Source organism: Marinifilum sp. JC120, assembly GCA_004923195.1.
GTDB lineage: Bacteria > Desulfobacterota > Desulfovibrionia > Desulfovibrionales > Desulfovibrionaceae > Maridesulfovibrio.
This window is the reverse complement of record RDSB01000003.1, coordinates 21,155-44,552: the sequence shown is the minus strand read 5'-3', so window position 1 is coordinate 44,552 and position 23,398 is coordinate 21,155. Positions and strand designations below refer to the sequence as shown.

The 23,398-nt window shown below is 45.2% G+C and carries 20 protein-coding genes and 1 pseudogene; 12 read left to right on the top strand and 9 right to left on the bottom strand.

Translation table 11 applies throughout. The features are described 5' to 3' along the window. Positions 1-20: 20 nt before the first annotated feature. From D0S45_04315 to D0S45_04305, 3 genes are all read right to left on the bottom strand, one after another. Positions 21-1,559: a methyl-accepting chemotaxis protein gene (locus tag D0S45_04315; protein ID TIH18448.1), complete on the bottom strand. Its 1,539-nt coding sequence runs from the start codon at positions 1,557-1,559 to the stop codon at positions 21-23. A gap of 277 nt (positions 1,560-1,836) precedes the next feature. Next, positions 1,837-2,379 (bottom strand): hypothetical protein, encoded by a 543-nt coding sequence (locus tag D0S45_04310; protein ID TIH18447.1) that lies wholly within the window; start codon positions 2,377-2,379, stop codon positions 1,837-1,839. Positions 2,380-2,528: 149 nt separating this feature from the next. Then, a complete protein-coding gene (locus tag D0S45_04305; protein TIH18446.1) occupies positions 2,529-4,715 on the bottom strand; it encodes a glutamine synthetase type III in 2,187 nt (728 codons plus the stop codon). An 827-nt stretch (positions 4,716-5,542) separates the two neighbouring features. On the opposite strand from D0S45_04305, the gene glnH reads away from it, so the two are divergent. From glnH to D0S45_04280, 5 genes are all read left to right on the top strand, one after another. Continuing rightward, entirely contained in the window at positions 5,543-6,286 is a 744-nt protein-coding gene (glnH, locus tag D0S45_04300; protein ID TIH18445.1) for a glutamine ABC transporter substrate-binding protein GlnH, read from the top strand. 77 nt (positions 6,287-6,363) lie between these two features. After that, a complete protein-coding gene (locus D0S45_04295) occupies positions 6,364-7,032 on the top strand; it encodes an amino acid ABC transporter permease (protein ID TIH18444.1) in 669 nt (222 codons plus the stop codon). Positions 7,033-7,036: 4 nt separating this feature from the next. Then, positions 7,037-7,768 carry an amino acid ABC transporter ATP-binding protein gene (locus tag D0S45_04290; protein ID TIH18443.1) on the top strand — a complete coding sequence of 244 codons (732 nt, stop codon included), beginning with the start codon at positions 7,037-7,039 and terminating at the stop codon, positions 7,766-7,768. 154 nt (positions 7,769-7,922) lie between these two features. Further along, positions 7,923-8,498 (top strand): calcium-binding protein, encoded by a 576-nt coding sequence (locus D0S45_04285; GenBank protein ID TIH18635.1) that lies wholly within the window; start codon positions 7,923-7,925, stop codon positions 8,496-8,498. 145 nt (positions 8,499-8,643) lie between these two features. Continuing rightward, complete coding sequence (locus D0S45_04280) at positions 8,644-9,141, top strand: hypothetical protein (protein TIH18442.1); 498 nt, start codon at positions 8,644-8,646, stop codon at positions 9,139-9,141. 48 nt (positions 9,142-9,189) lie between these two features. Here D0S45_04280 and D0S45_04275 read toward each other — a convergent pair whose 3' ends face one another. Beyond that, a complete protein-coding gene (locus D0S45_04275; protein TIH18441.1) occupies positions 9,190-10,461 on the bottom strand; it encodes a hypothetical protein in 1,272 nt (423 codons plus the stop codon). A 207-nt stretch (positions 10,462-10,668) separates the two neighbouring features. Here D0S45_04275 and D0S45_04270 point away from each other — a divergent pair, with 207 nt between their 5' ends. Continuing rightward, entirely contained in the window at positions 10,669-11,436 is a 768-nt protein-coding gene (locus tag D0S45_04270; GenBank protein TIH18440.1) for a hypothetical protein, read from the top strand. Between the two features lie 80 nt (positions 11,437-11,516). On the opposite strand, the gene D0S45_04265 is transcribed toward D0S45_04270, so the two are convergent. The 3 genes from D0S45_04265 to D0S45_04255 all read right to left on the bottom strand — a co-directional run bounded on the left by D0S45_04265 (position 11,517) and on the right by D0S45_04255 (position 14,832). After that, the gene (locus tag D0S45_04265; GenBank protein TIH18439.1) at positions 11,517-13,355 is read right to left on the bottom strand and encodes a UbiD family decarboxylase; all 1,839 of its coding nucleotides are present in this window, start codon (positions 13,353-13,355) and stop codon (positions 11,517-11,519) included. A gap of 132 nt (positions 13,356-13,487) precedes the next feature. Then, complete coding sequence (locus D0S45_04260; GenBank protein ID TIH18438.1) at positions 13,488-13,865, bottom strand: PH domain-containing protein; 378 nt, start codon at positions 13,863-13,865, stop codon at positions 13,488-13,490. A 103-nt stretch (positions 13,866-13,968) separates the two neighbouring features. Continuing rightward, complete coding sequence (locus tag D0S45_04255; GenBank protein ID TIH18437.1) at positions 13,969-14,832, bottom strand: TIGR02285 family protein; 864 nt, start codon at positions 14,830-14,832, stop codon at positions 13,969-13,971. 177 nt (positions 14,833-15,009) lie between these two features. Between D0S45_04255 and D0S45_04250 the strand changes: the two genes are divergently transcribed. From D0S45_04250 to D0S45_04235, 4 genes are all read left to right on the top strand, one after another. Continuing rightward, positions 15,010-15,900 carry a helix-turn-helix domain-containing protein gene (locus D0S45_04250; protein TIH18436.1) on the top strand — a complete coding sequence of 297 codons (891 nt, stop codon included), beginning with the start codon at positions 15,010-15,012 and terminating at the stop codon, positions 15,898-15,900. Positions 15,901-15,969: 69 nt separating this feature from the next. After that, complete coding sequence (locus tag D0S45_04245) at positions 15,970-16,650, top strand: 4Fe-4S dicluster domain-containing protein (protein ID TIH18435.1); 681 nt, start codon at positions 15,970-15,972, stop codon at positions 16,648-16,650. Positions 16,651-16,765: 115 nt separating this feature from the next. Further along, positions 16,766-17,470 carry an HAD family hydrolase gene (locus D0S45_04240; GenBank protein ID TIH18434.1) on the top strand — a complete coding sequence of 235 codons (705 nt, stop codon included), beginning with the start codon at positions 16,766-16,768 and terminating at the stop codon, positions 17,468-17,470. Positions 17,471-17,623: 153 nt separating this feature from the next. After that, the gene (locus D0S45_04235; GenBank protein ID TIH18433.1) at positions 17,624-18,007 is read left to right on the top strand and encodes a ferredoxin:thioredoxin reductase; all 384 of its coding nucleotides are present in this window, start codon (positions 17,624-17,626) and stop codon (positions 18,005-18,007) included. A gap of 76 nt (positions 18,008-18,083) precedes the next feature. Here D0S45_04235 and D0S45_04230 read toward each other — a convergent pair whose 3' ends face one another. Further along, a complete protein-coding gene (locus D0S45_04230) occupies positions 18,084-19,136 on the bottom strand; it encodes a PAS domain-containing protein (protein TIH18432.1) in 1,053 nt (350 codons plus the stop codon). A 248-nt stretch (positions 19,137-19,384) separates the two neighbouring features. Here D0S45_04230 and D0S45_04225 point away from each other — a divergent pair. After that, a pseudogene (locus D0S45_04225) lies at positions 19,385-21,082 on the top strand (pyridine nucleotide-disulfide oxidoreductase). Between the two features lie 66 nt (positions 21,083-21,148). Here D0S45_04225 and D0S45_04220 read toward each other — a convergent pair. Further along, positions 21,149-22,321, bottom strand: a complete 1,173-nt coding sequence (locus D0S45_04220) for an iron-containing alcohol dehydrogenase (protein ID TIH18431.1) — start codon at positions 22,319-22,321, stop codon at positions 21,149-21,151. A 21-nt stretch (positions 22,322-22,342) separates the two neighbouring features. On the opposite strand from D0S45_04220, the gene D0S45_04215 reads away from it, so the two are divergent. Beyond that, entirely contained in the window at positions 22,343-23,395 is a 1,053-nt protein-coding gene (locus tag D0S45_04215) for an AraC family transcriptional regulator (GenBank protein TIH18430.1), read from the top strand. Positions 23,396-23,398: the final 3 nt, after the last annotated feature.

Below are 23,398 nucleotides of genomic sequence, written 5' to 3'. Positions count from 1 at the left end.
GAGATTCCGGATTTTTGTTTTTATGCTTCCTGAATCTGCATCTTATTCATGAATTCATCTAAGTCAGTTGCAAGGGTTGTCAGTTCAGAAACCGCGCCTGCTACCATATCCATTGAGTCTGAAGTCTGTGTAGCGATACTGTTTACCGCATCAATTGCGCTGGTTACTTCCTCACTGGCTGCTGACTGCTGTTCTGCCGCAGTAGCGATCCCCTCGACCTGTCCTGCTGTTTCCTGTGATATTTCCAGTATCTGCTTAAGTGCAGAATCAGCTTTGCTGCAAAGTTCTGTCGCTTGTTGGATACTGGTCAGTGTGTCTGCTGTTGCGGCAGTGCTTTTATGCGAACTTCCTTGAATGGCATCAATATAACTACCGACTTCCTTTGTGGCGTGCATGGTTTTTTCTGCCAGTTTTCTGATTTCATCTGCAACAACTGAAAATCCGCGGCCTGCTTCCCCGGCCCGGGCTGCTTCAATGGCAGCGTTGAGAGCCAGCAGGTTAGTTTGGTCTGCAATATCCGATATTACTTGCATAATGGTGGTTATGCCCGTGCTGTGATTTTCAAGGGTGCCCATCTCTTCTTGGAGGTTTTCGGCCTTCATATTTACTTCGGTCATTACTTCTATGACGTTTTCGACAAGACCTGAGCCGTCATTGGCCGTCTCTTGAGTCTGCCGGGCCATGCGGGCTGCATCACTTGAATTTTTAGAAACTTCGAGGATGGATGCATTCATTTGTTCCATGGAGGTAGCGACTTCTTCGGTTCTGACTTTCTGGTCATGTATGCCGTTGCTGGAATTCTGGATTTCTGAACTGATTTCATCTGATGTTCCTGCGAGTTGTTCAGATATTTTTGTGGCATCTGTTACGCCGCTGGCAATCTTATTGTTCTGGGCCGTGATGAAGTCTTCTTTGAGCTTTATGTTTGTAAAATCCATAATAGTGGTAAAGCCGCCAAGTAGTTTCCCTCTGGAATCGAAGATTGGAGAGGAAGCAACTGAAATGTATTTTGTCGTTCCTTTGCGACCATCAACTTGTCCCTTGAGAAACTGTTTTTCCTGTTTCTCCATACATTTTTCGGATATAGTTTCCTGTTTTGATCCGTAAAAAAATGTTGAGAAGTCTTGCCCTATATAATTTTCCGTTTCGCCATCATGTTCGATCAATTTAACAATGCTTTCATTTAGCCAGCAGATGTTGCCATCAGGGCCGACGACTACCATAGGTGTCATAATGTTTTTGAGCATGGATTCGCTCATGCCGACTTTCTCGTTCAACATATTGTTGAGTCCCTCAATTGCTGTGGCAAGGTCGCCAAGTTCAGCCATGAAGTTGTGGTGAGGGATAGGAGTGTAGTCTGCTTTAGAAATTCTTTTAATTTCGCAGATGAGTGCTTTTATTGGTGAAATAATATGACGTTGTACAACAAAACCGAGAAAGAGCAATGCCGCAATAGAAGCCAATACAATAAGAATAGCTACTTTATTTTGAATAAAAAATAATCCTGCTCCTAGCAGGAGGGTAATTGCTGCAATGCTGGCATACAAGCGTCCGGTCATATAAGCCTCTCGTTATTTAAGTAGAAGTGCTGGAACTATAAATCGACGAAGCATATTTGGTGCCATGTGTTTATTTATCAATTGTAAGTGATGGTGAGTGTTGTTTTGAGGTGTCTTGGAAAGGTAAAATGGGTCATATTAGCACAGTGTTACTTTGTAATGAGCATGAAGAGAAGTTTTTAAGAGTCTTTGTAACGTGTTAGGTTGTGTGTCAAGATATCCCACATAAAAAAAAAGAGGCCTTAAGGTCTCTTTAAAAAGTATTTGAATATATAATTTATTCCATGGTACTGGAAAGCTTTTCAAAATAAGGCCGTACAACTTTCACATCTTCAGAGGGTGCTTTCATCATTGCTTTTGCAGTCTTCATGGATGAGAGCATGTGTTCCTTGAACATCTTTTTTTGTTCCGGGGTCATGTTCGGATCAGCTTCCATCTGGGCAATTGCTGCTTCAAGTTCAGCCATACCGGCATTGCCGTCTTCTTCCATGGCGATAGAGGCAAATGCTTTTACAACACGTCCTGCTGTTTCAGGCCATGATTTGTAGGTAAATCCATTTGCTTCGATTATCCGTTTTGCCTGCGGGGTGTAGCCGTAAAGCATGGCAAACTCTTTATGCAGGATTTCAGGATCAAGGGGATTTGCATCGCTTTCACCGGATTCTTCCAGTTCTTCTTCCATTTGTTCCATAATGGGGTCCAGTTGTTCAAGTGTCTTTACAACTCTTTCAACCTGATCCCCTGTAAGCGGGGGCATGGCGTTGGCTGTGTATGCGAAAAGAAAGGTCAGTACGAGCAGTAACAGTATTTTTTTAAGCATTTTTTCTCCGGGCAATATATTTTTTATCATACTGATTATGGATATATATGAAATTAAGATTTTGTAAAGAGGGATATGGAAAATGAAAGGTCCCCGCTTCTTTCGAAGCGGGGACCTTTCTTGTCTTACGGATATGGGAGTAAATGATCTTATTTAATGAAGAGCATTTCGGAGTAGCTGGGCAGGCACCAGAGGTCATCTGCAACAACTTCTTCGAGCTGGTCTGCGTATTTACGAACTTCAAGCATTGCGGGAAGTGCGGTGCAGCAGAGGTATCTTGCTTCTTCGTTGATGTCACCCTCAGGCTTGGCTTCCATGATCTTTTCAAGCTCGATGTTGGCGAATTGCATCCCGCGTAGCTTGGAGGTCAGATCTTCGAGGGTTCCGGTGGTGAACTCTACGCCGATTGTTTTCATCGCAGCGCAGGTTTCAGCCAGTTCCTTCTGGTAGCGTACTGCACCGGGGAGGATGTGAGTTTTAGCAAGCTTGGTTACAAGAGCTGCTTCGGTCACGATAGCCTGATTGTACTGTTCGAGGTAGATTTCAGTACGGCTGTCCAGTTCTTCTTTGGTGAAGACGCTGTACTTGGTGAACATTTCAACAACTTCAGGTGAAGATATTTCGGGGATTGCATCTGCGGAGGTACGCAGGTTAGGCAGACCGCGCTCTTCAACTGCTTCTTTATGCCATTCATCAGAGTAGCCGTCGCCGTCGAAAATAATCTGGCCGTGGTTGTCCATGATGTCTTTGATGACTTTGTTTACTGCATCGGTGAGCTTGGACTCATCTCCGCCCATGAATGCTTCCAGTTCATCCGCAATGAAATCGAGGGATTCAGAAAGAATGCTGTTAATGGCAACCTGAGGACCGGCAATAGATGAGTTTGAACCTACTGCGCGGAATTCAAAACGGTTACCGGTGAAAGCAAAGGGGCTGGTGCGGTTACGGTCACCTGCATCTCTGGGAAGCGGAGGCAGGGTGTCTACGCCGGCTTTGAGAAAACCTGTGGAAGTGGGAGTCGGGGAGTCGCCTTCCTGAATCTTGTTGAAGATTTCGGAAAGATGGTCGCCGAGGAAGATAGATATGATCGCCGGGGGAGCTTCGTTTGCACCGAGACGATGATCGTTGGAAGCGGTAGCAACTACTGCGCGAAGAAGTTTGCTGTATTTATGTACAGCACGGATAACCGCAGCGCAGAAAATAAGGAACTGCGCGTTCTCTGTGGGGTTTTCGCCCGGATCAAAAAGGGAGCCGTGTCCATTGCAGCTCAGGGAGTAGTTGAGGTGCTTACCGGAACCGTTGATTCCTGCGAAAGGTTTCTCGTGCAGCAGGCAAGCCATGCCGTGCTTTTTAGCCACGCTTTTGAGGGTGGTCATGATCATCTGGTTGTGATCTGTTGCAACGTTGGCATGTTCATAAACAGGAGCAATTTCAAACTGGCCGGGAGCAACTTCGTTGTGGCGTGTTTTAACAGGAACACCTAATTTGTAGAGCTGGTGCTCAACGTCCATCATAAAGGATAGCACGCGGCGGGGGATTGCACCGAAGTAGTGGTCATCAAGTTCCTGACCTTTAGCGGGTTTTGCGCCGAACAGGGTTCTGCCTGCCATCTGAAGGTCGGGACGTGCGAAGAAAAAGTTTCTGTCGATAAGGAAATATTCCTGCTCAGGACCGGCATTGGAGATAACACGGTTGCCGGAATCATCGCCGAATATTTTCAGGACACGCTGAGCGGAAGTGTTGATAGCCTGATTGGCTCTCAGCAGGGGAGTCTTTTTGTCCAGAGCTTCACCTGTCCAGGAGATGAATGCTGTGGGAATGCACAGGAAGGTTCCATTGGGATTTTCAAGGATGTATGCGGGGCTGGTTACGTCCCATGCGGTGTAGCCACGTGCTTCAAAGGTAGCGCGCAGGCCGCCGTTAGGGAAGCTGGATGCATCAGGTTCACCCTGAATAAGCAGTTTGCCTTCGAATTCGGAAATAGCATTGCCCTGTCCGTCAGGAGAAAGAAAACCATCATGCTTTTCAGCTGTAGATCCGGTCAGGGGGTAGAATACGTGAGTGTAATGAGTAGCTCCCTTTTCCATGGCCCATTCTTTCATTGCGTTTGCTACTGCATCTGCAACGGAAGGATCGAGCTTAGCACCTTCTTCAATAGTATTTTTCAGGGATTTGTAGACTTTTTTAGGCAGTCTATCCTTCATTACGTTGTCGTTGAAGACGTTGCAGCCGAAGAGTTCGGTGGGTTTAGTGTCGGCAAAGCTGAAGGAAGCTTCAGGGGTAGAGTAGTTGGTCACTGCGGTGATCGCACTCTGGCGGGAGAGGTTGGAACTCATTAGAAAAAACTCCTTGAATCTATTTAATGGTGACCTCCATTTGGCGGAGGGTTGTGGGCTATCATCAAGTCTGCTCAGACATAAGCACAGGGTGTGCCTAAGGTAAAAATACTAATATTTTTGGGTTGTTACCTGTGTTTGTTGTGTCTGGTGAGTTGTATGATGTTACAAAAATGTAGAATAATGGCGTTTGTCGTCGCTTTTTTTGTACAAAATTGTTATTTAAATTGCTTAGAAGAGAAAGTTTATAAAAAATATTACAAAATTGTGTATTTTGATCGTCGAAACGATTCTAAGTGACTAAGGATACGTATTGATCGTCAGAAGCCATTTGAGAATAGTTACCCATGGTTTTTCGACTGCGGTTGATGTGTACATTAATATAGTATGATTGTCAGCTGTATATTCTTTCGTTGAAGCCTGTTCGTATTAATTTTAAATAGAATCTTAATTTCGAGCAAGATTTTGTCGAAAACTGCTTCTGTTTTTATGGTGTTTTGACACAAAATATGAATGAGTATTGCTTGAATAGTGATGCGTGTGGTTGTTGTTATTTGTCATTTAGTTTTGTGTAGTTTGATTCGTCAATCAGGTGAGTGTCTGCTTTTAAATTTGCTCGTATTTCTGTATTGTTAGCACGTATTTAGTTCTTGATTCGTTTTCTAATTTAATGGTTGTGCGGCCAATGTCTTGAATTTAGTGTAAAATGGTGCTAAATTTTCCCACTTCGACAAATAATCAACGGATTATTTTCTTGTTGATCGGTCTATCTTCATTTTTATCTGATGGAGATTTTTTAAGAAATGATGTGTATTCTTGGAGGATTCATGAAAAAACTGCTTTCAATAATCGTTGCCGCTCTGATTACCGCGACTATGGTCGGAACTGCTTTCGCAGGAAAACTTACTGTTGCCTGTGACACCAGCTTCCCTCCTTTTGAATTTAAAGATCCTGCTACCGGAAAGCACACCGGCTTTGACGTTGAGCTCTGGCAAGCTATCGCTGAGAAGATCGGTGTTGATTATGATTTGCAGCCCATGGACTTCAACGGCATCATTCCCGGTCTCCAGTCCAACCAGATTGATGTTGGTATCGCTGGTATCACCATCAAGCCTGAGCGTGCTAAAGTTGTCGACTTTTCCGACGGTTACTACAATTCCGGTCTGCTTATTCTCGTTAAAAAGGATAACAACTCCATTAACGGTATTGAAGACCTTAAAGGCAAGGTAATTTCTACCAAGCTGAGTACTTCTTCCGCTGACTTCGCAAAGAGTGCTAACGCCAAGGAAGTAAAGCTTTACCCCAACAACGACGCCATGTTCATGGAACTTATGACCGGCGGTGCTGATGCGGTAATTTTTGATTCCCCCGTTATCGCAGACTTCATGCGCAAGGCCGGTAAAGGTCAGGTTAAAGTTGTAGGTCCTCTCTACAATGGCCAGCAGTACGGTATTGCTTTCCCCAAAGGAAGTGATCTTGTTGCCAAAGTTAACGCAGCCCTCAAAGACCTGCGCAAAGACGGCACCTACCGCGAACTGTACGTAAAATGGTTTGGTACTGAGCCTAAATAATTTATTTATAACTATTCCAATGTGTTTTGTGGGGCGGCTTTCTAGCCGCCCCTAATTATTTTTAAACAGAGGTCCTAATGGCATTCGCATTTGACACTACAGTTTTCTGGGACACATTTCCCATGCTCATGCGTGGTCTCAAGCTTACAGTTGAGATTACCATCGGCGGTCTATTTCTTGGATTTATACTTGGAAGCGCAGCAGGTTTGATGAAGCTTTCCCGCAATTTTTTCACCAGAAAAATTGCCGGGGTTTACGTTGAAGCCATCAGGGGCACGCCCATGCTTGTTCAGGCCATGTTTCTTTATTACGGGGTTCCCATGGCTCTCGGACTGCGCATTCCCCCCATTACCGCCGGTATTATTATTATCGCAGTCAATTCAGGTGCCTATATTGCCGAGATCGTCCGTGGGGCGGTTCAGTCCATTCATAAAGGACAGTTTGAGGCAGGGCGTTCAATCGGCCTGACCAACGCGCAGACTATGCGCTATGTTATCTGGCCGCAGGCTCTCAAGCGTATGATTCCACCACTTGGCAACCAGTTTATCATCAGTCTCAAGGATACCTCTTTGCTCATGGTTATCGGTGTCGGTGAACTTATGAGAACCGGGCAGGAGATCACTTCCGTGAACTTCCGGGCCTTTGAGGTATATCTTTCCGTTGCCTGTGTTTATCTGGTTATGACCCTTTCCATCGCATTCGTTATGCGTCGCATAGAGAAAAAGCTCAATACTTCCCGGAGGTAGTGACATGATTGAGATTAAGAACCTTCATAAAAGTTTCGGGAAGCTTGAAGTTATCAAAGGAATCGACCTCAAAGTCGAGTCCGGAGAAGTTGTCTGTATCATCGGGCCTTCCGGGTCCGGTAAATCAACCGTACTTCGCTGTATTAACAAGCTTGAGGAACCTACTTCTGGTACCATCATTGTAGACGGTCATGACATCATGGCCCCGGCTACAAATATCAACGAAGTTCGCACTGAAGCTGGGATGGTTTTCCAGCAGTTTAATCTTTTTCCGCACATGAATATCCTTGAAAACGTGACTCTCGGTCCGGTTAAAGTCCGTAAGATGTCCAAGAGCGATGCTGATGAACTTGGCCTCAAGCTGTTGGAGAAGGTCGGTCTCAAGGATAAAGCCCGCAATTACCCGGAACAGCTTTCCGGGGGCCAGAAACAGCGTGTAGCAATTGCACGTTCACTGGCTCTTCAGCCTAAGGTTATTCTTTTCGACGAACCTACTTCCGCACTCGACCCCGAATTGGTCGGTGAGGTTTTGGAGGTAATGCAGAAGCTGGCCAAGGAAGGCATGACCATGATCGTGGTTACCCATGAGATGGGTTTTGCTAAGGAAGTAGCCGATCGCCTCATCTTTATTGATGAGGGGATCATTCAGGAAGAAGGCGATCCCACTGCGGTTTTCGCCAACCCCAAGAATCCGAGACTTAAGGATTTTCTTGGAAAGGTTGTTTCACACCTTTAAGTGCTATCTGTTCAAAAAATCAAATTATGAGGCAGTCCGTAAGGGCTGCCTTTTTTTTGGTGACTCGTTGTTTTTCAGAGAATTGGTTGACGTATTCGGTTCTTTGCTAAATAAGTGTAGTATCATTAATTTTGAAATTTGGGAGGCAGATAAGATGAAAAGATTTCTGAGTTGTGGCGTTGTTGCTCTAGTTCTGGTGCTGATGGGGTCCTTTGCCTTTGCTGACGGGTGTCCTGAGTTGCGCGGAACCTGGGTTGGTACGGTTAAGATGATCACTAAAGATGGAAAAGTTAAAGAGAATAAAGCCGTTTTCGTTATTAAAAAACAGGACGGTAACCTGTTTTCAGGAGAAAAAGCATGGTTTGCCGAGAATAAAGAGAACCTTGTCACCGAAGGATTCAGCGGAATTATCGGTGCTGACGGTGTAAGTCTTTATTTCGCAGAGCATGAGGAAGGGTATACATTGGGAACCCTGACCGGTAAGGAAAATATGTCTCTCTACAATCTTGAAAGTGGGCGCAAGGCCAAAGCTTTGTTCTATAATATGGAAAGAATTCGCTTTGCTCGTGCCTTTGTTGATATCGATAAAGACGGTAGTAGAACCGTTATCCGTTCCGAAATTATCAAGGTTTATCCTCTTAATGCCGGACGTATCATGCGTGAAGCAGACCTGAATAAGGATGGAAAGCTCAGCAAGAAAGAATGGGAAGAGTGGAAAAAGAAACAATAATATTGTTCAATTTTATATAGAAAAAGGCACGGATTTGGGTCCGTGCTTTTTTTTTAGTAATGCTTTTTTGCGATTGAAAAAAATATCTGCCCGTGAAATAGTCTGATTAAATAAATCAATGATCGTAAGTTGATGTGGGGGGAATATGAGCGATGCGTGGGCGGTGCTTTTAGCGGGGATTGGAGGATTTTGTCTGGCTTATGCCATGATGCAGGCTCGAGAGCAGGGTAAGGGTGCCGATAAAGAATTTCAGCAATGGCGCAAGGACATAAGGAAGATGGCACTGCTTATTACCAATCATACGCCCCGACAATATGGCGGGTGTGCAAACAACAAGTCATCGCATATGGCCGTTGCTAAATTACGACAGTTACATACCGGGTTGGCTGTAAGACTTTTACCAGATAATTCTATCGGGTTGAAACTTTTAAGTAGTTTTAATCGTTTGATAGCAGATATTGATGAAGGCAATGTCGGGCAGAAAAGCCATGCAGAAGTTATTCGTTTGTTTGCCGCTTTATTGGCGGAACGGGGTGGTATAGGTCAGTCTCCGGCAGGTCTGTCCTTAAACAGTTTTTTCAACTGGATATATCGATTGCCTGACTATCTGACTGAGTATGATCGGGAACGTAAAACTAATTAATGAATTTTTGGGAAGGCCTTTCGTGTACTGCACGGAGGGCCTTCTTTCTTAAGGTTTAGCAAAAAAATTCCGTTCTTCAGTAGTCAAATGTGGATAATCTGCTGCTCTCTTGAAATAGAGATTAAAAACCATCAGATGGACCCAGTGGCGATGTATCAGGTCGTCATGCGAGTTCATGATGACATGCCATTCATTATCAGCAATTTCTTTTTTAAGTTTGACCATGCATGGGTGTTTGAGAAGTGTCTTTCTAATATTATCCAGCAGGGCGGCGAAATTCTTTTCAGTCCTGTTGAAAATGGTCAGGACTATTTTGCATCCGCGGCAGAGTTTGTCCTGAAGCAATGTGTTGAGGTTGTGTATTAAGCCTTCTTCGCAGTGCCATGTTAAACATTTGCAGATGAGTGCTTGTTGGCATTCAAATGAAATTGTGAATCCATTTTCGCCTAAAAGTTTGAATATATCTTCGTTGTTATCTCCTGCGAAATGGGTGTTTAGATTTGATACCAGTATGTTGCGCAGGTCCTGATCATTGTGGACATTGTATATGGTCGGAGTGCGTTCAAAACTATTCCCGGTATGGCGCAGTACGCGGATTGTCTTTATGAAATCTTCATCGGAAATGACAGGCGTTCCGGAAATAGCAGGCTGGTGACGCAGGTGGAGCCTGTTACGAACATGCACGGGATTGAACACTGTTGCTTCGGGTTTGGGGGCGAGATGCAGATAAATTGTTTTGTCCCTTTCTCGTCTCTTTGACATTGCATTGACCACAAGTTTGCGCAGTTTTTTATCGAAAAGAGCTATGTCATGCGCTTGCCATGCGAGGTATTTATTAATTTTTTCATAATTGCGCAGGAAATGGCTCTTAAACGATTTCGGGTCGGAATAGAGAGGGCGAACATAATATTTTACAATACGGTCTTCCTTGATGCTAAAGCTTGGGCCACCGTGTTTGTAGTGTATGCTCGGTCTGCTGATCAGAAGTCTTTTATCGCCGGAGTATGGAATCTCTACTTGCGTTATCATTCCATCCTTTAAATCAGGCGGGTCCTGTCCATCTACAGGTCGATATATTTTTCCAGCAGGGGTGATCCGGCAAAGGGCCGGTTTGCGCATGCGTATTTTTTCTTCGTGCAGGATGATTTGTTTTATTGAATTTTGCTCGATGATGTTTGTCACCAACTCGGAATCTGAAGAGGAAAAAAATTCCGTTTCCGGAATAGCTTCGACTTGCGGAATGATGCTGTTGCATACGTTCTCAAGGATGACGTTTAAATCACAGTCATTAAATAAATTATTTCGATGTTGTTTAACCATGGGTTGCCTCCTGTGAGGCAAAAATTTGACTCTTTTTTGTTTTTATTATGATTTATGCATGAATTATTCCAGAGATAATGCAAGGTGGGGCCTGCTATTTTCACAGTGGGAATTCGAAAGAGCGAATTCTTCTCTGACTAGTTAAAAGTCTGGTTCTGCTGTATGATAAAATTTGATAATTAGAAAATTGATTAATTCTGAGGGGTAATGATGCGCTATGTTGTTTGGTCAGCATTTTTTTTGATACTATTAACTTCAGTTGCCGGAGCTGAGAAGATTAGGGTCGGTGGGTCCGGGTATTGGTCTCCATATTGTTATACTACTTCTGATGCCCCGCTAAAACTAAAAGGTTTTACGGTCGACTTTCTCAAGGCGGTATTCAGTAAGCCTGATGATGAATTGATGTTGGTGGCCCGGCCATGGAAAAGATGTCTGGCTATGCTTGAAAATAACGAGCTTGATCTTGTGCTTGACGGCAGTAAAGATTCTCCACGGTTGCAGAGCTATCTATTTTCAAGGGAAATCTATCATCTTGATAATGTTTTGTACTACCTCAAAGCCAAGTTCCCCCATGGGCCGGACATAAAGAAAGTTTCAGACATAAACAAGTATTCGCTGGGCGGGGTATACGCATTAAATTATAACTTTTACCCGTTCGATGTTTCCAAGGTTCAGAAAGGAGCAAAGGATATTGAAACCATGCTTAAGATGCTTGAAAAGCAAAGATTTGAACTGGCAATTGGTTTTGAGCAGATAGTAGCCTCGCATGGAAGGTTGAAAGATATTGATATGACGGGGATCGGTTGTATTCCTATGCCAGGAGTGAAGTCATTGCGATTTTATATTTTCGGCAACCACACACCTAAAACTAAGCGGCTTATTCAAAGGATAGATTCAGCGTTAGAAGAAGTGGATGTAGATGGTCGGCTTGAGAAATTAAAACGTAAGTATGGATTGCAGAGCGTCGAGAATTAATAGCCATTTGTCGTGATAGGAATTTTGTAACTCCCCGGCTTGGTTGAGCCGGGGAGTTGTTGTTGATGTACGTATTTTTCCTATATCACCCCATAAAGAGGCCCACCAGATGCAGCCAGCGCGTCAACACGTTTTTCAACTTCCGGGTCGGGATCAAGCGGAGGGGCTTGGTAGGCTTTCATCCTGGCATCGATGATGAATGCTTTTTCGGTTCCCCAGTGCTTGGCCTTGGTGAAGGATCCGGCTCCGTAAATGTCTGTTGCCGGGTCAGAGCGGGTAAAGGTTACCCAGATAAAATTTTCCCAGTTCTTAGTGGTGAAATCAGGATCATCCACAACTACGATCATGGGGAATCCTTCGATTCCTTTGGCTTGGTTGAGAGCTTCGCCGAGCCTTTCCATTTGCGGGTCCCCCTCTCCTCGGGCGGTGTCGCTCTTACGGCCTTTGAGGAGCATTATTCCGGGGCCGAAGACTTTTGCATCGCCGAAACCATCGGGTAGGGTGGGAAGTTCGGGCAGTTCTTTGGAAAGCTTACGTTTTTTTGATCCGGCGGCGGCAAAAATAAGCTTAGAACCTTCGTTGAATCCCATGCCGGAGTAGTCGAGAGTGTCGATGGTAGTTCTGGTAATGAAATGCAGGTCGCGTTTGAGGTTGGCGCGCTCCAACATGTGTTTGAAGAAGACTGGGATGTTGTGGCAGTTCTCCCCGTGCTGCATGTCTTCTTTAGCACCGATGAAAAGGTATTTGGCGAGGGCGGTCTGGGTATTGCCCAGCAATGCCATGCCATTGGTCAACAATTCCTGTGGCTGGCGTTCCTCGGCATAGGGCACGTAGCGTTCACTGCCCACGGCCAGCAGCAGTGGATGTACTCCGGCTACATCTACGGCGTGTACTTCATGTACCCCGGTGAATACGGACGGAACCAGCTCGGAAGTCAGTTCGTGAATGAAATCACCGAACATTGTATCTTCCTGCGGCGGACGTCCCACTGTGGTGAAAGGCCAGATTGCGTCACTGCGGTGGTAGACTTTGTCCACCTTGAGTACCGGGAAATCGTGGGTCAGGCTGTAGTAGCCGATGTGGTCACCGAAAGGTCCTTCGGGTTTCTGTTCATTGCTTATGGTTCCGCAGATGCAGAAATCAGCCTCGGCAGGGACCGGCAATCCATTAGGCTGCATAACCATGGGAATACGGTGTCCGCCCAGTGATCCGGCAAAGAAAATTTCCGCCAAGCCTTCGGGCAGGGGCATTACAGCGGCAATGGTCATGGACGGTGCACCGCCTACAACGATGTTTACCTTGAGCTTTTCGCCTTTTTTCAGTGCCTGTGCATGATGATGACCGATGCCGCGATGAATCTGGTAATGCAGTCCCACTTCGGTATTGTTATATTGGTTGCCGGAAAGCTGAACACGGTACATGCCGATGTTTGAGCCTGCGAATCCGGGATTTTCCGGGCTTTCGGAATAAACCTGAGGTAGGGTGACGAAGGCTCCGCCGTCCATGGGCCATGACTTAAGCTGTGGCAGCTCCGCGATAGTGGTTTCGTTCGCGGTAACCGGGCCTTCGGAAAGCTTGCGCGGCATGGTGTGGTAGGCAGTACGTGGTGCGCCTAAGTATTTCCAAGGTCGTTTAATCGCTTCCATGGGATACATTTTCAGCTTCATGAGCCGTTCCACGGTTTCGATGGTATCGCGGAAAATGAAGTTCAGCCGTTCTTTTGTACCAAAAATATTTGCGGCCATGGGGAACTTGCAGCCTTTCACATTAGTGAAGAGCAGGGCAGGTCCTCCTGCTTGAAATACGCGGCGCTGGATAACCCCAGCTTCAATATTAGGGTCGATTTCCTGATCGATTCGCAGCAGGTCCCCTTTGGCTTCAAGGGCGTCGAGGCATTCTTTAGTATTCTTGTATCCCATTATATTTATCCTTTGTTGGAATTGTGTTCGTGCGGCAGAGTGTATGGATTCAGGGGGCGGGAATCAAGTTTTATCAGGCACAAAAAAGCCTGCCGGGGTAGGCAGGCTTTAAGAAATGTTATTTGGACGAAGTTACTTCAAAACTTTGTTTGCCAGCAGTTTCTGGATGCCTACAACATCACTGCCTTTTTTCAGCTCTTTGGTAATGGGATCGCGGCGACCGGAAACCCACATTTTAAGTTCGGAATCCATGTCGAAATGTCCGGCAGTTTCCACGGAAAATGTGGAAATGGATTTGTAGGGTATGGACATATATTCTACTTTTTTCCCGGTAAGACCTTGCTTATCGATAAGGATTAGGCGGCCGGAAGTAAAAACATACATGTCGCGGATGACCTTGAAAGCCCGCTCCACCTGTTCGTTGTCTCCCAAAATAGGGGAAAGCTCTTCCTGTACGTCTTCAACGCTGACTTCAGAAGCATTGCCCATTAATCCGTCTAGAATTCCCATATGTTCTCCATTCTTTGTTGCGGCGATTGCCGTTTGTGATATTAATAAAAGTTATGATTGATAGTAGCTTATGGGGCAGCTTGTGTCGAGAGGAGTGAAATGATTAATTGCTCTCAGTGGGAAAAATTTTTGATACAAAACCTTCATGTTGATCGATAAGATTTCCGGGCAGGTATTTTTGGTAACGTTTTTTGTATTCTCCTTCATATCGTCCGTCTAAGATTTTGTTTACTTTGGAGATAATCCGCTTGCCCCATTTGTTTTTAGAACAGCCCACGTAGCTTAAATTGTATTTCGGCATTTCACGTATGGGGATAAAAATAAAAATATCTTTTACTGCATTTTGAGAAACAAGCCATTGCAGTTCATGTGGGTATCCGATCGTATAATCAATACTTCGTTCAGCCTGAATGTTTTTCAGCAGAGATTCGAGTACATCTTCTTTGTAGTGAACCACTAGTTTTGCTGAACATGTATTGTAGTCTATTATACTGTCTACTTTTCCGCCGTAGCGTCGTCCTTTGGAAATCCCCATGCGCATGGTGGAATTATGAAACAGGTTGCTTATAGAAATAAGCCCGCGTTTATCAATATATGGTTTGAAATAGTTCATTTGTGATTTGAGGGTGATAACCCCATTGGATAGATAGAGCATAGCCGGGTTACTGAATTCTATGTATTTTTCCCGGTCAGGAGTCTTTAGCATTGTCACACAGCAACCGTTTGTTTGTTGCAGTTGTTTGAGTATACGTCCGTAATTGGCCGTATGGTCTCTATGTGTGTATTCTGGAAAATTCTTTTTCAGTTTTTTTTCTAGAAAGTTTTCATGACCAGTTCCTTCCAGTTTGCCGCAAATGATGCTCGATGGCGGAAAATCTGCATGGTACCAGTTGATGATACTACCTGCTTGAGTGGACAGAGGTGTCATTAATGCGAAATAAAGAATAAAAAGTATAAGATATCTCATTGCTTTTAAAAGTTCTGTTTTAGTGTTGTTTTTATATGGTCTTAACTTTTTTTAATCATGAAGTCAGTAAGTAATTCTCAAAATTAAGATTGATCTGTTCAGAAAGTTGCCGGAGTATAGAAATGAGCGTGTTTTTTATTCTTGATGAGTTGTTGAGGGGGGTGATATTCAGCAGTCATGAAAGAAAATTATCCCCTTCATAAGGCTGATGAATTGCTCAGCATTGAGTCAAATTTTAAGATATACCCCTTTACCGAGGGATCTGGATGTCCCATCAGCGATGTTCAGAAACCGCACTTGCACGATTTTTATGTTGTTCATTATGTTTCTTCTGGAAGGGGAAGTTGTGTCATAGATTTTGAGACCTACGATATTATTCCCGGTTCATTGTATTTTGTTTCTCCGGGACAGTTGCATTTATGGAATCCAGAAGTTGTGGTTGACGGATTCGTTATGGTTTTCACTGATGAATTTTTAAAATCACCTGAAGCACCGATTTATAATGCTTTTGAGCTTGAGTTTTTTAATAGTGTAGTCAATTCGCCTATGTTCATGCTTTCCACTGAGCAGAAAAGTGAATTGTCCGGGGTGATGTCTCAGCTCTGTAAGGAATTCAGTGCCAGAAAGCCGGGGTTTGAAACCGTGCTTCGTTCTTATTTCCATATTTTGATGGTCAGTCTGCAACGGATGTTTGCGGATCGTTTGCAACGGCCCGGAGCAAGGTTCGAAAATCGCATTGTGCGGGAATTCAAACAACTTGTTTCCACTGATCACAATCCCCAGCTGCGGGTTCAGGATTATGCTGAAATGATGAATGTCAGCGTAAGCAGGCTTAGCGCGGTCATTAAAGAAGTTACCAGTATGACTCCGGGGCAGATTGTGCGTAATGAGCTTGTTGCTACTGCCAAACGTATGCTGGCTAATTCCGACATGAATGTTTCCGAGATCTGTTATGAACTTAAATTTGAGGACCCTTCGTATTTCGGAAGATTTTTTAAGCGTGAGACTGGATTTACTCCGTCAGTTTTCCGTGAACACGTAAGAGGAAAGTACCAGCAATTAATATAATATTGTCTTTTTCCTGTTAAAGTCATGGGGTATTTTCTTCGCAAGTAATTTACCAAGAGGATAATAATTATGACTTTACAGGAAATAACTAGAGCAATTGAGAAAATAGGCTGCCTTTCGATTACTACTTTGGACAATGGCTCCATGTATAGTCGCATAGTAAGTATTTGTGGCGGAGATGATGAAGGACTTTATTTTTTGACCATGGATGTAAAGCCCTTTTACCGCCAGCTTAAAGCCAATCCGCAGGTTGCCATGTGCGGTATTTATCCCACCAGTCGCAAGGAAGGGAAGAACAAGGACGGTCAGCCGTATTTCCCTCCGGGGTACACCTTGAGAATTACTGGGGAAGCTCGTGAAGTCTTCATGGATGAACTACGGGAAAAGGCTGAAGCCGGAAATCCCATTCATCAGTATGTACTGGAAGATCATGAACGGTATCCTGCAATCCGTCTTTTCTGTGTCCATAAAGGCAAGGGTGAAATCTTCGATTTCGACTTTGAAATGGAGCACCGCGATCATAAGTTGCTGCGTACCCGTTTTGCTTTCGGTGGTGAGGAATACAATGAAGCCGGGGTGCGTATTGATCCTGATAAATGTATAGCCTGTGTTGAGTGTCGTGAGGTCTGTACCTTCAAGGCCATTGTTCCGGGTGAAGTTTATCGGGTTGACGGCTCTCGCTGTGATGAGTGTGGGAGCTGTATGCAGGTCTGTCCGGCTGACGCCATAGACCTTTCGTTGACCATTTAGTTTGGTTTTTAATCATACGCTAGTAAGGCACGGTTCAATATGATCCGTGCTTTTTTCTGTGCCGGATTTGACTTGCAGCAGGTCAGTACTTACTTCTCTTTGCAAGGAGAAAAGAATGTTTCATGGAAAAGTGAAGGCTGTGGGCTTCGATGCTGATGATACCCTTTGGATCAATGAGCCTTTTTTTGCCCGGGTCAAAGCTGAAGTTGCGGAAATGATGGCCGGGTATGTCCCTGCTTCAGAATATATTGAAATTTTAGAAAAGACACAGGGGCGTAATACAGCTGTTTTTGGCTATGGTGTTAAATGTTTTGTCATTTCATTGATAGAGGCAGCTAATGCTGTGGCATATGATCAAATTAAAAGTTCCGAGATTGAGCGGATTATTGAGTTAGGCAGGGCAATGCTAACAAATCCCGTTGAGCCGATCAAAGGGATTGAAGCGGTGTTGCGTTCTTTAACCGGAAATTATGAGTTGCTCATGATCACCAAGGGCGACGTTACTGAACAGCAGCGCAAAGTTCAGCTGTCCGGCATGACCGAATACTTTAATCAAATTGAGATTCTGCCCGAAAAAGACGAAGCAGCATATGAACGAATTCTCCATAAGCATGGTATCCGGCATGATGAATTTCTCATGGTCGGCAATTCCGTAAAATCAGATATTCTTCCTGTGCTGAGCATCGGGGGGAGTGCCGTGCATATCCCGTTTCATACCACCTGGGTGCATGAGGTTGTTTGTCAGGATGATCTTTGCGGTAGGGAATACGTGGAACTCAGCAGAGCGAGTGAGTTGCTGCCATTGTTGATGAGTCCGTAATTAGAAGAAGATATTGTAGATTTTATACCGCAATTAATCACTTTCATTATAGTGTGATGAATGTTAATAAATCACTGTTTGCGCATTACGGGATGTAGCTGCATTTCACATGCGCAATTTGTGTAATAAATATTAAGAAATAAGGTGATAGCATTGTCTCAGCCTACTGAAAAAAGTGAAAAATTGGTCTCCAATTATGTGGAGAAATATTGCGAGCGTACCGGACTTAATCTCCATCCCATGAAGGATGTTTCGGAGGCCGTGACCACTGGTCTTGCCATGCATCTTGACCAGCTCAAGCGTCCTCTCTGTCCCTGCCGATTCTACCCGGACAAGCAGCAAGCGGTTGCGGATCGTGAATGGCTCTGTCCTTGTTCGGATATGAAGGACTATAAATACTGTCATTGTATGCTTTTTGTTAATGAGGAAGGCATGCCTGTAACCGAACATCTGCCCGAAGGGCATGAAGGCCGCGAGACCTATGGTGACATCGCTGACCCGGCTCCGGCAAAAATGCATCGCAAGCTGCCTAACTAGGTATCTTTAAACTAATCCAAAAGATAAACGGACACAGGCCTTATGGCTTGTGTCCGTTTTTTTGTTTTGCGAAAATTTAGGGTTTGTCTTCTCTTTTTCTCTTTTTTCGGCCTTTTATATACCATTGCTGATCTCCATACATTTCATCTGAGCATTCGGGGCAGAGTCCGTGGCTGAATGATGCTTCGGAGTATTTTTCTATGTATGACTCAAGGTTGTTCCAATAGCCTTTGTCGTCGCGGATCTTCTTACATTTTGCGCAGATGGGCATAAGTCCGCTGAGGGTTTTCACCTTTTCAAGTGCATCGGACAGTTCCTCAATGAGTTTTTCTCTTGCCTGTTCGGCTTCTTTCAGGTCGGTGATGTCGATGAAGCTTTCAATGTAATAGGGCTTTTCGCCAATTTTTAAAGTTTTAACTGTCTTGAGTATAGGCTGTTCGCCTGAGTTGGCTGTGATCAAGGTCCGTTCAGACATATCTACTTTTTGGCCAAGATCAGCAATGGGGCATTTCCCTTTTTCCGCCGGGCAGACAAAATTGTGGCATTCCCTGCCGACTACACTTTTTTTATCGCGACCAATCATTTTAAGGGCAGTGTTGTTGGCATCGACTATTTTATGGTTCTCGGCATCAACAACAATAACTCCGTTTAGAGTGGAGTTAAAAAGCACATCCATGTAGTGTTTATTTTGTAGCAATTCGTTTTCATAGGCTTTTTCACGGGTTACATCCCGTCCAAAAATTGCAATTCTATAGACTTCTCCTTGCTTGTTAAGGATAGGAACCACGCTACAGTCTATTATACGGCCTTCTCTCTTATCCTGAAGTTGGACCGGTTTTTTATTTTTGACTACTTCTGTAAGAATTTTCATTCTTGATTCAGCCTGTTCCGGGGGAAGGAGTTCTGTGAAAGATTTACCGATTAGCTTTTCAACAGTTGTTCCCAGCCGATCGGCTGTAACTTTATTGGCTGTGATGAAAACGCCTTGCTGATCAAGAAGGAAGACAGATTCGGTAGTCGCATCCAAAAGGGCATGAGCCGTGTCCTGACAGGCTCTTATTTGTTCGCGACTTTCAAGTTCAACTATTCGCTGTTCAAGTTCTTTGTATGTAGGCTTTTTGGAATTCACTGAGTACCTTTAAGTGTAAATAATTTAATTAAACTATACGATACGGGTGGGGATTCGTCTATTAGAAATAGAGCCCGGAGCTTTTGTTCGGTATTGATTATGCGGGCTTAATTATTGTTCAACGAGATTGTTTTTCCTGAGAAAATAGTTTCCGTTGATCTGGATCAATGCGTTATGTTTGTGGAAGAGTAGGCTCCTTTCAAAACGACTTATGATTGAATCAATGTTGAAAGTGAAAGGAGATACAGATGAGTGCCAGAAAAATTATTGTGATCGGCGGTTCGGCTGCCGGACCTAAAGCCGCAGCCTGTTCAAAACGCCTTGATGCCGGGGCAGAGGTGACTCTGTTGCAGAAGGCTGCGGAGTTGTCCATGGCTTCCTGCGGTTATCCATATTACATTTTACATTGGCGGGAATTTTGATGAGCGTAACGCGCTTCTTGCCACTCCCACCGGGGTGGTGCGCAATGAAGGTTTCTTTGCCGCTGCCAAGGGCGTGAATGCAAAGGTCAATACTGAAGTTACCGCCATCGCCCGCCAGAATAAAACAGTAGCCTGCACGAATGTTATTACCGGGGAGTCTTCCTCTGTTGACTACGACAAGCTGGTCATTTGCACTGGAGCTACTCCGCGCCGTCCTCCCATTCCGGGTATTGAGCTTGAAGGCGTGCGTTCCCTTTCTGAAATGCGCGATGCAGATAAGCTGCGTGAACTGGTTGATTCAGGTGAGGTCAAGGATGCTGTCATAGTCGGCGGCGGGCTGATCGGGATCGAGGTTTGCGAGGCTCTTTCCGAATCCGGTATGAACGTGAATGTGGTGGAAATGCTCTCCCAATTGCTTATGTTCCTCGACTGGGAAGTCGCTAAGCTGGTGGAAAAGCACGTTGCTTCCAAGGGTGTTACCGTGCACACCGATAATGGTGTGGCAGAATTTCTGGGCGAAAACGGTAAATTGACCGGAGTCAAACTTAATGATGGTTCCGTGGTTCCCTGTGAACTGGCAGTTGTTGCCATTGGTGTTGTTCCTAATGCAAAGCTTGCCAGCGACGCAGGCCTTGAAATAGGCGGTTTCGGCGGTATTGCGGTTGATGAATTCATGCGCAGTTCCGATCCTGATATCTATGCCGCCGGAGATTGCGTTGAGATATCTCATCGCATTACCGGCAAAATAACTTTCGCACCTTATGGTGACCTTGCCAATCTTGAAGCCCGTGTTGTGGCGGATAATATTGCTCGTGGTGATAAGCACAAGTTTCCGGGCACAGTCAACAGCGGCATCTGCAAGGTTTTTGATCTTAGTGCCGGAGCTACCGGGCTTTCTGAGCAGCGAGCCAAGGCTGAAGGGTATGATGTCGTTACCGCCACCAATGCCAGCCCGGACAAACCCGGTTTCATGGGCGCCAAGCTGCTGGTTTCCAAGATGGTTGCTGATGCAAATACCGGACGCATACTTGGTTTCCAGTGCGTAGGTCCCGGTGAGGTTAACCGCCAGTTAGCCGAGGCCGCCATGGCCGTTATGAACGGCAACACAATTTACGAGATCGGTCAGATCTGCCGTACGCGCCGCCGTTTTCTCTGGCAATTGATCATTTCATCACCACCGCGCACATCCTTGATAACAAAATTGCCGGGCAGATGACCGGGGTCAGTAATGCCGAGGTTAAGGAAAAGTTGGATGTAGGTGAAAAGCCATTTATTCTAGATGTTCGTGCGCCCAATGAGTTTGAGGAAATGCGCCTGAACGTGGGTGAAACTTTAATTCCTCTCGGCAAGCTGCGCAATTCCCTTGATCAATTGCCGGAGGACAAGGATGCGGAAATCATCACCTTCTGCAAGATCTCCATGCGCGGTTATGAGGCTCAGCGGGTGCTTGAAGCGGCTGGTTGGACCAACGTAAAAGTCATGGAAGGCGGCATTATGGCTTGGCCTTTCAGGGTTGAGATGTAGGTTTTATAGTTTATAAATTGAAAATATAAAGGGCCGTAGCACTTTGGTGTTACGGCCCTTGTTTTTTTAGAGTGCTGCTTCGAGCATTTTCCTTGATACGTCCAAGGTTACGTCTCCGCGTTCGGAAAGCTGGGTCATGCCGTGTTTTTCGAGGTTGGCAACGACTTTGTCGACGATCTCGGGACCGATTTCGTAGGCTGAAAGCTTGGTTGCCATGCCGATGCTGTTGAAGAATGCTTCAGTTTTGGCGATGGCCTGATCAATGCGCGCTTCATCATCACCTTCACGGATATCCCAGACCCGCTTGGCGTACTGGATGAGTTTTTCTCGTTTTTCCGCACGGCGGACTTTCCAGTTGGCAAGCTGGATGACTGCCAGTGTCTTAGCGTGATCAAGACCTGTGAGGGCGGTCAGTTCATGACCTATCATGTGGGTTGCCCAGTCCTGCGGGACTCCTGCGCCTATTAGGCCATTGAGGGCCATGGTTGAGCACCAGACAAGGTTGGCTCGGGCATCGTAGTTATCAGGATCATTAACGGTTGTTTCTCCGATTTCGATAAGAGTCTGTAAAATTCCTTCAGCGGTACGGTCCTGAAAGCGGCCTTCTGCTGGGTAGGTCAGATACTGCTCGATAGTATGGATAAAAGTATCAACAACGCCGTTTGTCACCTGAGTTTTGGGCAATGTGAAAGTGATCTTTGGATCGAGAATGGAGAATTGCGGGAATGTGTGGGTGGAGAAAACCGGAAGTTTGTCTTCACCGTCACTGATTACCGCGCCGTTGTTCATCTCAGATCCGGTTGCCGGAAGGGTCAGCACGGTTCCGAAGGGAATAGCGGAATCAACAGGAACGGGAGTGAAGCCGAAATGCATCAATTCCCGTTCACGGCCCTCATATTCTTTTGCCGGAGAAGTCAGTGCTATGAATTTGGTGCCGTCAATAACGGACCCGCCGCCAACAGCAAGGATGAAATCAATATTTTCGTCGCGAACAATTTTAATGGCATCCATGAGTACTTCAAATCTCGGGTTTGCCGGGATTCCGCCGAATTCAAGCACCTTGCGTCCGCTTTTGGCCAGCTCGGCATTGATGCGGTCAAGTAGTCCGGTTTTCTTGGCACTGCCGCCACCGTAGGTGATAAGGACCGTGGCATTTTTAGGGACAAGATTATCCAATTCCTGAAGCTGATTCTCGCCAAAAACAATTTTTGTCGGATTGTAGAAAGTAAAATTAAGCATGCTAGCTCCTGTTTTGTAGTGATGTTTTGTCTATCTTATGCCCTTAGCAGAGTTTGTAATGAATACCCATTTTTGCAAACTGTTTGCCTTATTTTGCAAGAAGAGCATATTTCAGTAGAATCATTTTTGTACGATGATAAGCAAGATAGCACAATATGTCGCTGCTTAAGGAGTAAAAAGATGATTTTTCAGGATATGAGTTCGTTGGATAGATTAAAAGAGGCCCTTGACGACGGAGCCGTGAGCGAAGGGATTAATGAAACATTTCTGGATGAAGTGACCCTGTTCCGGGTTTCAGAGCACAAGCCCAAGGTTCCGCTGATTTATGAGCAGTGCTTTTGCATTGCCGTGCAGGGCCATAAACATTGCCATCTGACTGATTCCACCTTCACATACGGTGAGGATGAATTCTTGGTGGTGCCCGCCATTGTGCCGCTCGATATTGAAGTAGTTCCCGAGATTGATAATTCACTACTCAGCATCACGGTTTCCCTTGATTTTGAGATGATTCAGGAGCTGGTGGAGTCCATAAATCAATATGATAAGCAAGCTCTCGGCAAAGTTTCCGCATCATCAGGAATCTATTTCGAACCCCTGAATGATGATATCATCGAACCGACAATCCGTTTGTTGCAGGCCTTGAAATCCCGCAAGGAAGCCAATATTTTTGGCAGGCAGATAATCCGTGAAATTTATTACCATATCCTCATGGGTGAGAATGGACACCTGCTGGCATCTGCAGCTTTTGGAGAATCTGATTACGCCCTGATAGCCAAGTCCCTGCGTTTTATCCATGACAACTACAATAGCGGGATCGATATTGATAAGCTGGCGGCTGATGCGAACATGTCGGTGCGTTCATTCTATAACCATTTCAAAGCCGTAACCGCGCTTACCCCGGTGCAGTATTTAAAGCGTATTCGGCTGGAAAAGGCCCGCCAGTTTATGGTGGTCCAAGGTGAGCAAGCCAGCTCGGCCGCGCATCTGGTGGGCTACGAAAGTCCCTCGCAGTTCAGCCGCGAATTCAAGCGTCATTTCGGATTTACGCCTCGGGAAGCGGTGCGGAATAGTTAGGTG

Bases quoted from the DNA above. Each gene is read 5' to 3' on its own strand.
- D0S45_04280 (TIH18442.1), top strand. From the start codon at position 8,644: ATGAGCGATGCGTGGGCGGTGCTTTTAGCGGGGATTGGAGGATTTTGT.
- D0S45_04270 (TIH18440.1), top strand. From the start codon at position 10,669: ATGATGCGCTATGTTGTTTGGTCAGCATTTTTTTTGATACTATTAACT.
- D0S45_04265 (TIH18439.1), bottom strand. From the start codon at position 13,355: ATGGGATACAAGAATACTAAAGAATGCCTCGACGCCCTTGAAGCCAAA.
- glnH (TIH18445.1), top strand. From the start codon at position 5,543: ATGAAAAAACTGCTTTCAATAATCGTTGCCGCTCTGATTACCGCGACT.
- D0S45_04245 (TIH18435.1), top strand. From the start codon at position 15,970: ATGACTTTACAGGAAATAACTAGAGCAATTGAGAAAATAGGCTGCCTT.
- D0S45_04295 (TIH18444.1), top strand. From the start codon at position 6,364: ATGGCATTCGCATTTGACACTACAGTTTTCTGGGACACATTTCCCATG.
- D0S45_04315 (TIH18448.1), bottom strand. From the start codon at position 1,559: ATGACCGGACGCTTGTATGCCAGCATTGCAGCAATTACCCTCCTGCTA.
- D0S45_04220 (TIH18431.1), bottom strand. From the start codon at position 22,321: ATGCTTAATTTTACTTTCTACAATCCGACAAAAATTGTTTTTGGCGAG.
- D0S45_04275 (TIH18441.1), bottom strand. From the start codon at position 10,461: ATGGTTAAACAACATCGAAATAATTTATTTAATGACTGTGATTTAAAC.
- D0S45_04305 (TIH18446.1), bottom strand. From the start codon at position 4,715: ATGAGTTCCAACCTCTCCCGCCAGAGTGCGATCACCGCAGTGACCAAC.
- D0S45_04215 (TIH18430.1), top strand. From the start codon at position 22,343: ATGTTTTGTCTATCTTATGCCCTTAGCAGAGTTTGTAATGAATACCCA.
- D0S45_04250 (TIH18436.1), top strand. From the start codon at position 15,010: ATGAAAGAAAATTATCCCCTTCATAAGGCTGATGAATTGCTCAGCATT.
- D0S45_04255 (TIH18437.1), bottom strand. From the start codon at position 14,832: ATGAGATATCTTATACTTTTTATTCTTTATTTCGCATTAATGACACCT.
- D0S45_04260 (TIH18438.1), bottom strand. From the start codon at position 13,865: ATGGGAATTCTAGACGGATTAATGGGCAATGCTTCTGAAGTCAGCGTT.
- D0S45_04240 (TIH18434.1), top strand. From the start codon at position 16,766: ATGTTTCATGGAAAAGTGAAGGCTGTGGGCTTCGATGCTGATGATACC.
- D0S45_04290 (TIH18443.1), top strand. From the start codon at position 7,037: ATGATTGAGATTAAGAACCTTCATAAAAGTTTCGGGAAGCTTGAAGTT.
- D0S45_04285 (TIH18635.1), top strand. From the start codon at position 7,923: ATGAAAAGATTTCTGAGTTGTGGCGTTGTTGCTCTAGTTCTGGTGCTG.
- D0S45_04310 (TIH18447.1), bottom strand. From the start codon at position 2,379: ATGCTTAAAAAAATACTGTTACTGCTCGTACTGACCTTTCTTTTCGCA.